The organism is Stenotrophomonas sp. VV52 (assembly GCF_002893095.1).
GTDB lineage: Bacteria > Pseudomonadota > Gammaproteobacteria > Xanthomonadales > Xanthomonadaceae > Stenotrophomonas > Stenotrophomonas aracearum.
Genome location: NZ_PKQQ01000006.1, coordinates 306,108 through 317,480, shown reverse-complemented (window position 1 = coordinate 317,480; position 11,373 = coordinate 306,108). Strand labels below are relative to the sequence as shown.

The 11,373-nt window shown below is 66.6% G+C and carries 13 protein-coding genes; 5 read left to right on the top strand and 8 right to left on the bottom strand.

All coding sequences use genetic code 11. The features are described 5' to 3' along the window. The coding region (locus C2U58_RS20300) for a YifB family Mg chelatase-like AAA ATPase (RefSeq protein WP_253256727.1) at positions 1-1,987 on the bottom strand (1,987 nt) is incomplete at its 3' end. A 130-nt stretch (positions 1,988-2,117) separates the two neighbouring features. After that, positions 2,118-2,384, bottom strand: coding sequence for an accessory factor UbiK family protein (locus C2U58_RS12455; protein WP_070207080.1), 267 nt, complete (start codon positions 2,382-2,384; stop codon positions 2,118-2,120). A 77-nt stretch (positions 2,385-2,461) separates the two neighbouring features. On the opposite strand from C2U58_RS12455, the gene C2U58_RS12450 reads away from it, so the two are divergent. After that, complete coding sequence (locus C2U58_RS12450) at positions 2,462-2,800, top strand: P-II family nitrogen regulator (RefSeq protein WP_070207081.1); 339 nt, start codon at positions 2,462-2,464, stop codon at positions 2,798-2,800. Here C2U58_RS12450 and C2U58_RS12445 read toward each other — a convergent pair. Beyond that, complete coding sequence (locus C2U58_RS12445) at positions 2,797-3,444, bottom strand: RIO1 family regulatory kinase/ATPase (protein ID WP_102946131.1); 648 nt, start codon at positions 3,442-3,444, stop codon at positions 2,797-2,799. The genes C2U58_RS12450 and C2U58_RS12445 overlap by 4 nt on opposite strands. Before the next feature lie 326 nt (positions 3,445-3,770). Here C2U58_RS12445 and C2U58_RS12440 point away from each other — a divergent pair, with 326 nt between their 5' ends. After that, positions 3,771-4,676, top strand: a complete 906-nt coding sequence (locus C2U58_RS12440) for an aspartyl/asparaginyl beta-hydroxylase domain-containing protein (protein WP_172448136.1) — start codon at positions 3,771-3,773, stop codon at positions 4,674-4,676. 112 nt (positions 4,677-4,788) lie between these two features. Here the strand turns inward: C2U58_RS12440 and speE are convergent, their stop codons facing one another. Then, positions 4,789-5,643, bottom strand: coding sequence for a polyamine aminopropyltransferase (speE, locus tag C2U58_RS12435; RefSeq protein ID WP_070207084.1), 855 nt, complete (start codon positions 5,641-5,643; stop codon positions 4,789-4,791). A gap of 152 nt (positions 5,644-5,795) precedes the next feature. Between speE and speA the strand changes: the two genes are divergently transcribed. Further along, a complete protein-coding gene (gene speA / locus C2U58_RS12430) occupies positions 5,796-7,685 on the top strand; it encodes an arginine decarboxylase (RefSeq protein ID WP_070207085.1) in 1,890 nt (629 codons plus the stop codon). After that, entirely contained in the window at positions 7,682-8,014 is a 333-nt protein-coding gene (locus C2U58_RS12425) for a DUF6122 family protein (protein ID WP_102946129.1), read from the top strand. The genes speA and C2U58_RS12425 overlap by 4 nt, the downstream gene beginning before the upstream one ends. Here the strand turns inward: C2U58_RS12425 and C2U58_RS12420 are convergent. From C2U58_RS12420 to C2U58_RS12410, 3 genes are read right to left on the bottom strand one after another with little or no spacing between them, the layout of a single operon-like run. Next, a complete protein-coding gene (locus C2U58_RS12420; RefSeq protein WP_102946128.1) occupies positions 8,000-9,325 on the bottom strand; it encodes a sensor histidine kinase in 1,326 nt (441 codons plus the stop codon). The two genes, C2U58_RS12425 and C2U58_RS12420, sit on opposite strands and share 15 nt — an antisense overlap. Next, positions 9,322-9,984 (bottom strand): response regulator transcription factor, encoded by a 663-nt coding sequence (locus C2U58_RS12415; RefSeq protein WP_102946127.1) that lies wholly within the window; start codon positions 9,982-9,984, stop codon positions 9,322-9,324. The genes C2U58_RS12420 and C2U58_RS12415 overlap by 4 nt, the downstream gene beginning before the upstream one ends. Then, the gene (locus tag C2U58_RS12410) at positions 9,984-10,226 is read right to left on the bottom strand and encodes a PepSY domain-containing protein (RefSeq protein ID WP_070207103.1); all 243 of its coding nucleotides are present in this window, start codon (positions 10,224-10,226) and stop codon (positions 9,984-9,986) included. The genes C2U58_RS12415 and C2U58_RS12410 overlap by 1 nt, the downstream gene beginning before the upstream one ends. Positions 10,227-10,403: 177 nt before the next feature. Between C2U58_RS12410 and C2U58_RS12405 the strand changes: the two genes are divergently transcribed. Further along, positions 10,404-10,838 (top strand): PepSY domain-containing protein, encoded by a 435-nt coding sequence (locus tag C2U58_RS12405; protein WP_102946126.1) that lies wholly within the window; start codon positions 10,404-10,406, stop codon positions 10,836-10,838. A 6-nt stretch (positions 10,839-10,844) separates the two neighbouring features. On the opposite strand, the gene C2U58_RS12400 is transcribed toward C2U58_RS12405, so the two are convergent. Then, on the bottom strand, positions 10,845-11,345 hold the full coding sequence (locus tag C2U58_RS12400) for a hypothetical protein (RefSeq protein WP_102946125.1): 501 nt from the start codon (positions 11,343-11,345) through the stop codon (positions 10,845-10,847). Positions 11,346-11,373: the final 28 nt, after the last annotated feature.

Genomic DNA, 11,373 nt, shown 5'->3' with positions numbered 1-11,373 from the left:
AACCGTCCGTGATATCGGGGTAGAACCCGAACTCCTCTTGCACGGGATAACGTCCGATGGGCCAACCGTTCGCTGCGTATGCCGTGCGCGGGCCGGTTTGCTCCTGCAGAAGCACTGCGACGATGTCGCTGATCGGAGCATCTTGTAATCTGACACGCCCCCCGACAGGGTTCGATGCGTTCATCCAGCGAAGGACCAGGTCGCGCGTGCCTTCTGGAACTTGGACGATTAGCAGTTCCTCCTGCCACGTGCAGAGACGCTCGTACGCCGCAAACTCATTGGCGATCGCGGATTCAATCGCATTATTGCGACTCTGCAGGAGCGCGTGAGTCTTCTGGCGTAGATCGTCCCAGTCTTCGTGAGATTGGACGGCAATACTTGCCGGAAGATCATTTCGGCGGAGCTTCGGCGGGCGACGTAGTCGGGGAAAGTGTTCTTGGATCGTGTGCTGCAAACTATTTCCGTCCTTGAGAACGTCAGGCCCGGATGTGATGACCTGACGAAGCGCCGCTGAGTACTTGGTCCTAGTATTAATGGAGAGGCCCTGCGTGCTCTGAAGGTCGCCCTCGATAGCATGCAGTAACGCAACTACCTCTCCTGCGGTGATTTGGTCTACACGCTTTCGCAACAAAGCGATGGAACCGATCTGTAGGCACTTGAGTGCCCGTCTGAAGGAGGACACCGGGCCGCAAGGCATAGGTGTCAAGAGGGCTTTTTGCTGGAAGGCGACTACCGCTTGGTAAAGCGCTGAATCCGCTGGCCAATCTGACAGATCCAGCAAGCTGGTGCCGATGCTGCGCCTGCCTCCGCGTTGACGCTCCACTGAAATGGCAAGATCTCGCTTCTCGCTCCCTGCTATACGCGATCCTAGTGATCCCTCAGCAGTGGATAAAAAAAAAGTGTTCGGTTCCAATAGCTTAAGCCGCGTGGTCGGTAGGTACACATTTCCTAGAATACACTCGATGACCGCCACCAGCTGGAAGCGGGAAGGGAACTGATCGGTGCGCGCGGCGCGCGCGACCATCACCGTGCCGGACTCCAGCGGTTCGCGCAGTACTTCAAGGGTGTGGCGACTCCACTCGGGCAGTTCGTCCAGGAACAGCACACCGTTGTGCGCAAGAGAGATCTCACCCGGTCGGGGATGGGTTCCCCCGCCGACCAGCGAAACTGCGCTGGCGGTGTGGTGCGGGGCGCGGTAAGGCCTGTGCCGCCAGCGCGCGGCGTCGATGCCGGCGCCGCTGCATGAAGCGATGGTGGCGGTTTCCAGTGCTTCAGCTTCGGTCGCATCGGGGAGGATGCCCGGCAGGCGTGAGGCCAGCAGGGTCTTGCCGCAGCCCGGCGTGCCAAGCAGCAGCAGGTGATGGCCGCCGGCCGCCGCCACTTCGAGCGCGCGACGCGCCTGCAGCTGGCCGCGTACGTCGCGCAGGTCGGCGACCGCCAACGGCGTGACAGGTGCGGGTACTGCATTCGGCAGCGAGCGGCTGGCCAGGGAGGCGCAGACCTCCAGCAGGGTGCGGGCTACGCGTACGTCCGCATGCTGGGCCAGTGCCGCCTCTTCACCATTGCCGGCCGCGAGTATCAGCGTACGCCCCTGCTGGGCGGCGGCAATGGCAGCGGGGAGGGCGCCATCCACACCGCGCAGTTCGCCGGTGAGGGCGAGCTCGCCAAGAAACTCGTAATTGGCCAGCAGGTGCCGGTCGATCTGGTCGCTGGCGGCCAGGATGCCGAGCGCGATGGCCAGGTCGAAGCGCCCGCCTTCCTTGGGCAGGTCGGCCGGCGCCAGGTTGATCAGGATGCGCTGCTGCGGGTAGTCGAAGCGCGCGCACAACAGCGCGGCACGCACGCGGTCGCGCGATTCGCGCACAGCGGCCTCGGGCAGGCCGACCATGGTGGTATGCGGCAGGCCACCGCTCAACATCACTTCAATACGTACCGCCGGCGCAGCGATGCCAACGCGCGCGCGGCTGTGCACCAGCGCAAGGCTCATGCAGGTTTCCGGGTTGACTCAACAATCTGCGAGCTTGCCCGGTGGCGCTTGAGATGCCTGTCGGTTGGAGCCGCGCGGGCAATTCAGAAGAAGCCGCAGCGCTACCTCAGTGGCGACGCTTCACCGAGGATCAGGGCGCCGGACGCTCCGGAGCGGCAGCGCCTGCTTCCAGTGCCGCCACGGTTTTTTCCAGCGCTTCCAGCTTCTCGCGGGTGCGCAGCAGCACTGCACGCTGCACGTCGAATTCTTCGCGGGTCACCAGGTCCAGCTTGCCCAGGCCGGCCTGCAGGGCGCTCTTGAAGGTGGCCTGCAGCTCCTCGCGGGATTGACGCAGGCCCGGCGGGACCATGTCGCTCAGGCGGCGTGCAAGGTCATCGAGCTGGTTGAGGTCAATCATGGGGGATCTCTGCGGGTGGGGCTGGCCAGGCACTAGGATAGCGTTATCCTTGCGCCGCAGATCAAAGGAGCCGATAGATGAAGATGGTCATGGCGGTGGTCAAGCCGTTCAAACTCGACGACGTGCGCGAGGCGCTGGCCGAGCGCGGTGTCACCGGGATCACGGTCACCGAGGTGAAGGGCTTCGGCCGCCAGAAGGGGCATACCGAGCTCTACCGGGGCGCCGAGTACGTGGTCGACTTCCTGCCGAAGGTGAAGATCGAGGTGGCCGTGACCGATGAGCAGGTCGAGGAGGTGGTGGAAGCCATCGTCAAGGCGGCCGGCACCGGCAAGATCGGCGACGGCAAGGTGTTCGTGTACGACCTCGGCAGCGTGGTGCGGATTCGTACGGGCGAGTTGGACGCGGACGCGCTCTAGCCCTTGAACCACCGATAGAACCGCTTCCACGCCACCCGCACCCCGGCCACCCAGCGCGGGTCGGCCACCTGGGCCGCTTCGGCGGCGCTGGGGCGGGCGCCGGTCAGGCGCTGGCGCATCTTCAGCAGGTTCTTCATGTCGCTGCGGCGCAGCTGCCGCGACACCGGGTGCACCGGCAGCCAGCGGGGGCTGCGCCAGGCCGAGGTGAAATCCACCAGCACCGGCACGCCGCCGCTCACCATCACATTGGTGCCATGCAGGTCGTTGTGGGTGATGCCGGCCGCGTGCAGGCGGCTCAGCGCATGCTGCAGCTGTTCGAACACCTCGATGCCGACCGACTGGGCCGCGCTCAGGGTCTGGCCGGGAATGAATTCCATGCCCAGCGCGAGGCCGCCGATGGTGCCGAGCAGGGCCGGGGCGTGCTTCCAGCCGCTGAGCCGCTGCAGGATGCGGGCCTCACGACGGACCAGCAGGCGGGCCACCGGGGAGAGCGGGGTGCCGCGGTAACGGGTGTAGTCCTTGACCACGGCCGGCTGCCCGTTCAGGCAGGTGCGGTAGACATCGGGTTCCAACAGGCGTTCGCCGCGCTTGAGCAGCTCGGCGGGGGCGGTGTCGTCGACACACGCAGCAACAGGGGTAGTCATGACGTTCCAAGGCGACCCGGCGGTCGGCGCAAAGCGTCAGGCGTACCGGTGCTACTGAATGGGGAGGGATGAAGGTTTCGTTAATTTTAGTACTCGGGAGTACACGAAACCAGTGTCTGTCGGAAAAATGTCGTAGCCGGGGGTGGAACAGAGCGTCGCGCGTCTGAATGTCCCGTGGGGACTGGCTTGACCCGGGACCGGCTGGCCCGGACCATAGCGGGCTTGAATGCGCCCGCGCGGCAGTCCCGCACCTGACGGCACGTCTCCGTCGCGCCCGGCTCTCCCCCTTACACCTTCGGGTTCCGGCAGTGGCCGGTGGATGCTTGATGATCAAGATTATTGTGGTGGCCCTGTTCGTGGCCTGCGTGCTGTACGTGCACTACCGCGGCAAGGTCCGGGCGCGCTGGTCGCGCCAGTTGCTCGACCATTCCAGCTTCATGGCGCCGATCAACGTGGTCATGTACCTGTTCTCCAAGGTGCCGACCACGCCGTTCCTGGACCCGGGCAAGGAGTTCCCGCAGCTGGAACCGCTGCGGGCGAACTGGAAGATGATCCGCGACGAGGCGCTGGCGCTGCGCGATGCGGAGAAGATCGCGGCGTCCAGCTCGTACAACGACGCCGGCTTCAATTCGTTCTTCCGCCGTGGCTGGAAGCGCTTCTACCTGAAGTGGTACGGACCGTCGCATCCGTCGGCCAGGTCGCTGTGCCCGCAGACCACCGCGCTGCTGGAGTCGATTCCGGACGTGCGCGCGGCGATGTTCGCGCAGCTTCCGCCGGGCAGCGAGCTGCGCCCGCACCGCGATCCGTTCGCCGGTTCGCTGCGCCTGCACCTGGGCCTGGCCACGCCGAATGACGACCGCTGCTATATCGAGGTCGACGGCATCCGCAAAAGCTGGCGCGACGGCGAGTGGATGATGTTCGACGAAACCTATGTGCACCACGCGCACAATGAAACCGAAGAGGACCGGGTGATCCTGTTCTGCGACATCGCCCGCCCGCTGCGCTTCGGCCTGCCGGGCCTGTTCAACCGCGCCGTGGCCGCCACGCTGCTGGCCGGCGGCGCTTCGCCGAACTTCCCCGGCGACCCGACCGGCGGGGTGAACAAGGCGTTTGGTGGGTTGTACAAGGTGCGGCTGAAGGCCAAGGCCCTGCGTGCGCGCAGTGCGTTCGCCTACCACGCGATCAAGTGGGGGTTGGTGGTGCTGGTGATTGCGGGGATCTGGGCGATCTAGGACCGCTTGGAGCCGGCCGGCGGCCGGCACTACCGGAGCCAAAAAAACCCGCGCCGTCACCGGCGCGGGTTTTTTCTTGTAGTGCCGGCCGCCGGCCGGCTCCTCCGTAACCTCAGCTCTTCAGCGCAGCCTGCACGAACGGCGGGGTCACAAGAACGCCGGTATGCAGCGCGGCGGTGTAGTACAGCGTCTCGAAGCCCTTCGAAGCCGAGTCCGCCTGGCGGAAGTCGAAGCTGCTCTGGCCCTTGCGCGCCAGGGTCACGCTCCACCAGCCGGTGGGGTAGCACGGCTGCGGGAACGGCAGGGTCTTGAACGACTGGAAGCCGGCCTTGCCCATTTCCGTGCGCATCTCGTTGATCAGGTCCAGCTGCATCAGCGGCGACTCGGACTGCTGCACCAGGATGCCGTCTTCCTTCAGCGCCTTGAAGCAGCTCTCGTAGAAGGCCTTGTTGAACAGGCCCTCACCCGGGCCGACCGGGTCGGTGGAGTCCACGATCACCACGTCCACGCTGCCGGCCGGGCAGTTGGCCATGTAGGCCACGCCGTCGTCGAACATCAGCTCGGCGCGCGGGTCGTTGTTGGAATCGCACAGCTCCGGGAAGTGCTTCTCGGCCATGCGGGTGACCTGCTCGTCGATGTCGCACTGGGTCACACTCTCCACGCCCTTGTGCTTGAGCACCTCGCGCAGGGTGCCGCAGTCGCCGCCGCCGATGATCACCACGCGCTTGGGCGCGGCGTGGGTGAACAGCACCGGGTGGCTGATCATCTCGTGGTAGAAGAAGTTGTCCTTGCTGGTCAGCATGATGGCGCCATCGATGGTCATCAGGTTGCCCCAGTCGGTGGTCGCGAAGATCTCGATCTTCTGGAACGGGGACTGGACCTCGTCCAGCTTGCCCTTCAGGCGATAGCCGATGGCCGAGCCGGTGCGCTCGAAATGCTCGATGTACCAGTTGGTGTTGTCAGTCATGGTGTAACAGTCCTGTTCGGAGAAGGTGGAGCCGGGGTCCGCGCCTGTTCAGGTTCAATCCCCGGGGTCGGGCGCGGGCGCGCATGATAACGGAGCTGTCGCCTGTTAGGCGTTATCATGCACCCCCTTTTTTACCAACCAGGCCCACTGAAATGACCGATTGGTCCCTCGACCAAGCCCGCAAGACCTACTCGATTCCGCATTGGGCGGATGGCTACTTCGACGTGGATCAGGCTGGACACATGGTGGTGAGACCGACTGGCCAGGACGGCCCGGTGGTGTCGTTGCCCAACATCGTGGACGCCGCGCGCGCGGGCGGGGCCAAGCTGCCGCTGCTGGTGCGTTTTCCGGACATCCTGGGGCAGCGTCTGGGCAAGCTGCAGGCCGCGTTCGGCCGGGCCCAAGCCGACTGGGACTACCCGGGCGGCTATACCGCCGTGTACCCGATCAAGGTCAACCAGCACCGGGGCGTGGCCGGCACCCTGGCCAGCCACCATGGCGAGGGCTTCGGCCTGGAAGCGGGCAGCAAGCCGGAACTGATGGCCGTGCTGGCGCTGTCGCGCCCGGGCGGGCTGATCGTCTGCAACGGCTACAAGGACCGCGAGTACATCCGGCTGGCCCTGATCGGCCGCAAGCTGGGCCTGCAGACCTTCATCGTGATCGAGAAGCCGTCCGAGCTGAAGCTGGTGCTGGAGGAAGCCAAGGCGCTGGACGTGAAGCCGGGCCTGGGCGTGCGCATGCGCCTGGCGTCGCTGGGCGCGGGCAAGTGGCAGAACAGCGGCGGCGACAAGGCCAAGTTCGGCCTCTCCCCGCGCCAGCTTCTGGACCTGTGGAAGTCGCTGCGCGACACCGAGTACGCCGATTGCCTGAGCCTGCTGCATTTCCACATGGGTTCGCAGATCTCCAACGTGCGCGACATCGCCAACGGCATGCGCGAAGCCACCCGCTACTTCGTGGAACTGTCGCGCCTGGGCGCGAAGATCACCCACGTGGACGTGGGCGGCGGGCTGGGCGTGGACTACGAAGGCACCCGTTCGCGCAGCTTCTGTTCGATCAACTACGGGCTGGATTCGTACGCCGGCAACATCGTGCAGCCGCTGGCCAATGCCTGTGAAGAGCACGGCCTGACCCCGCCGCGCATCGTCACCGAGTGCGGCCGGGCGATGACCGCGCACCACGCGGTGCTGATCGCCAACGTCTCCGAGGTCGAAGAAGCGCAGGAAGGCCGCGTGCCGGACCAGCACGACGACGAGCCGGCGGCGATCCGCCACCTGCGCGAGATCCATGCCGACCTCGACCAGCGCCCGGCGGTGGAGCTGTTCCAGGAAGCGCAGCACTTCCATGCCGAAGGCCTGGCCAGCTATGCGCTGGGCCAGATCGACCTGCCGCAGCGTGCGCGCATCGACGACCTGTTCTACGCCATCGCCCACGCGGTGCGGGCGCGCCTGAGCTACGACGAGAAGAGCCATCGCCCGGCGCTGGACGAGTTGAACGAGCGGCTGGTGGACAAGTACTTCGTCAACTTCAGCGTGTTCGAGTCGATCCCGGATGCGTGGGCGATCGACCAGGTGTTCCCGATCGTGCCGATCGAACGCCTGGACGAAGTGCCGCAGCGTCGCGGCATCATTGCCGACATGACCTGCGATTCGGACGGCATGGTGAAGACCTACGTCGAGAACGAGAGTCTGGACACCTCGCTGCCGCTGCACGCGGTGCGCCCGGGCGAAAGCTACCGGATCGGGTTCTTCATGGTCGGCGCGTACCAGGAAATCCTGGGCGACATCCACAACCTGTTCGGCGACACCGACGCGGTGGAAGTGCTGGCCGATGCCGATGGTTACGCGATCACCCAGCAACGCCGCGGCGACACCACCGACGTGATGCTGGACTACGTGGGCTACAGCCTGGCCGACCTGCGTGCCAGCTACGCCGAGCGCGTGGCCGCGGCGAACCTGTCGCCGGAACGCGCGCAGGAGCTGTCCGAGGCACTGGAAGCCGGGTTGACCGGTTACACGTACCTGTCTGACGAGCCGCTGGTCTGAGCAGTCGCGCCATCTTCCACCTGTTCCTGCACGCCGCCATACCGGCGTTGCTGGCGTGGATGTTCTGGCGCAAGCGCTTCCTGTCGGCGTGGGCGCTGATGCTGCTCGGTTGGATCATCGACCTGGATCACCTGCTCGCCGATCCGATCTATGCGCCGAACCGCTGCAGCATCGGCTTCCATCCGTTGCACACCGCGCCGGCGATCGCGGTGTATGCAGGGTTGTGCGTTCCGAAGAAGACGCGGTTGTTCGGGATCGGGTTGATGATCCACATCGTGCTGGATGCAATGGATTGTTGGCTCATGCACGCGGGATCAGCCCGCGGGTAACACCAGCTCCGCCACCAACCCGCGCGTCCCATTCCGCAACACCAACCCGCCGCCGTAACTCTCGGCGATATCGGCCACGATCGCCAAGCCCAGCCCGCTGCCCGGCGCGCGCTGGTCCAGCCGCACGCCACGACCGAGTACCCGCGACAGGTCTTCTTCGGGCAGGCCGTCGCCGTCGTCGCTGACGGTGATCCGCAGCCGCTTGTCGGCCAGCGCAACGCCCACCTCCACCCGCTGCGCCGCCCACTTGCCGGCGTTGTCCAGCAGGTTGCCCAGCATTTCTTCCAGGTCCTCGCGCGCACCTGCGAACACGCCCGGTGCGTCGGCGGCGCAGGTGAACACCACGCCACGCTCGTCGTGCACGCGTTGCATCAACCCGCACAGCGCGCTGACCACCGGCGCCACCGGCGTGCGCTGCTGATGGTCGGCGGCCACGCCCAGTGCCAGGTAGCGGTCGATGCTGGCCTGCATGCGTGCGGTTTCGCTGCGCAGCGTCTGCCGCCAGTCGGTGCCGGCACCTGCGGCTTCGGTGGAGAGCACCGTCAGCGGCGTCTTCAGGGCATGTGCCAGGTCTTCGGCACTGCGCCGTGCGCGCAGCACCATGCGGCCGTGGTGGTCGAGCAATGCGTTGAGCTCGGCGGCCAGCGGCGCGACTTCGCGGACCAGGCCCTGCTGCGGAAAACGCACGTCCTCGCCGTTGCGCACCTGCTCGGCAATGCGCCCGAGCTGCTTCAGTGGACGCAGCCCGTAATGCACCTGGGCGACCAGCACCGCAAACCACAACGCGATCAGCACCATCAGCGCCAGCGCGGTACGTTGCCGGAAGGCCGTGACCTGGGCATCCAGCTGGCTGCGGTCGGTGGCCACGATCACCCGCAGCGGCAGGGCCGCACGGGGCAGGGTGACCTGCTGCGCCATCGCACGCAGCGGCTGCTGCAGCGGGCCGGTGGTATCGAAGGACCGGGCCGGGCCGGTACGCAGCGTGGCCGGCGCAGGCAGCGTTTCGTCCCACAGCGAGCGCGACTGTCCCAGTGGCTGCCCCTGCGCATCCAGCAACTGCCAGTACGCGCCGGAAAACACCCGCCGGTAACGCTCGCCGCGCAGCTCGTCGCGCACCTGCACGGCCCCCTGCGCGTCCACCTCCAGCAGGGCCAGCACCGCGAGCAGGTCCGCGTTGAGCTGCTGGTCCAGGGTGGCCTGCGCGGAGCGCTCGTACATCGCGCCCAGCCACCAGGTGGCCAGTGCCGAGACCAGCACCATGCCCCATCCACCGGCCAGCAGCAGGCGGCTGCGCAACGAACGGGTGTTCATGGGTGCGCCGACAGGCGGAAGCCCTGGCCGCGATGGGTGTGGATGAGCGTGCTGCCGAGTTTGCGGCGGATGCGGCCGATCAGCACGTCCAGGGTGTTGGAGTCGGGATCGAATCCGGACTCGTAGACATGCTCGCCCAGCCGCGAACGGCTGATCACCACGTCCGGGTGGTGCATGAAGTAACTCAGGATGCGGTGTTCCTGCGGGCTCAGGGGCAGCAGCACGCCGTCCAGCTCGAAGCGGCCGGCGTTGACGTCCAGCCGCAGCGGGCCGCACTGCAGGCGCGGGCTGGCATGGCCGGCACTGCGCCGGATCAGCGCGCGCAGCCGCAGCAGCAGCTCCTCGGGCTGGAACGGCTTGGTCAGGAAGTCGTCGGCACCGGCGTCGAAGCCGGCCAGTTTGTCGTGCCAGCGCGTCCGCGCGGTCAGCACCAGCACCGGGAAATCGCGCCCGGCCTGGCGCCAGCGCTCGATCACGCTCAGGCCATCCAGCCCCGGCAGGCCAAGGTCGACCACCGCCGCGGCGATGTCTTCCACCTGGCCCTGGTACTCGGCGTCCACGCCTTCACTGCTGTGCACCACCACGTACCCGGCATCTTCCAGCAGCAGCTGCAGCTGGCTGGCGAGCAGGGCATCGTCCTCGGCAAGCAGGAGTCGCATCAGTCCTCTTCCATCTTGAGCAGGCGGCCGCTGGTCGCATCATAGTCCAGCTCCATTACCACGCCGTTGGGGCCGAGGATCTCGATCTCATACTCGCCGTCGTCCAGCTCCACTTCCAGCAGCTGCCCGGGGTAGCGGCGCAGGGCGTCGCGCACCACGGTTTCCAGCGGGACATAGCGGCCCTGTTTGACCGCCTGGCGCACGGCGTCCTGCTGGCGTGCGCCGCCGTCCAGCACCCGCATGGGGTCCTGGGCCGAGGCGCTCAACAACAGGGGCAGCAGCAGCGAGAGGGTATTCATGGCCATACGGTATACGCGGGGCCTTTAAACGGGTCCTAACAGCGGGCCTCATGCTCCGCTTAAGGGCGCTTGCCAGACTGGCGGCGCCGGGATGATCCGGTCACCTTCAGGAACACCCCCATGAACAAGCTGATCCTTGCCGCCGCGCTGGCGGCCACCTTCACCACCGCCCCGGCCTTTGCCGCGTCCCTCAGCGCTGCCGAGGTGCAGGCCAAGCTGAGCGCCGCCGGCTACACCCAGGTCATGGAGCTCGAGCGCGACGACGGCGTGTGGGAAGCCGATGTCATCCGCGCCGACGGCCGCCTGGCCGACGTGATCGTCGACCCGGCCAACGGGGAGATCTTCGATCCGCTCAGCGGCCGTCCGATGCTGGAGGCCGGGCAGATCCTGAGCCTGGCCAGCAAGGCTGGACTGACGAAGATCGAGTCGGTGGAACGCGACGGCGCCACCTGGACCCTGGAAGCGCGCAATGCCCGCAACCAGCGCGTGGACGTGCGCATGAGCGGCCATGACGGGCGGATCATTTCCACCCAGCGCGACAACTGGTGGGACTGAGCCGGCTTACCAGCCAACCGGCGGCGGACCGCCCCAGAAACCGGGGCCGTAGCCGCCGTAACCCGCCCCATACGGTCCATAGAAGCCAGGGCCCTTGCCCTCGCTGATCTGGATGTTGAGGTTCATGTTGCGGGTCTTGCCTTCGTCGTTGGTGTAGTTCTTGTTGAGGTTCAACTCGGCCGCGTTGTAGTGCGTGTTGCCGAAGTTCTTGGCATAGCCGATGCCGGTGGTGATGCTGCCGTTGACCCGCAGCTTGTCGTCGACCACGTCGGCGATGCGGTTGCCGGCGGCATCGCGCTGGACCGCACGGCGACCGCTCTTGTCGCCATAGAAGGTGCCCGGCGGGTCGCCGCGCAGGCTGGGGTCGTTCAGGTACTGCAGTGGCTGCTGCGGCAGCGACAGGTCCAGGTCGGTGGCCGACTGCGGGCCGGTGGCACCGGCCGCGGACTGTGCCAGCACGACGCCGGGGGCCATCAGCAACAGCAGCAGGGAAAGCGGGCGGATCATGGTGGGCTCCGGGGCAAGGCAAGGCGGC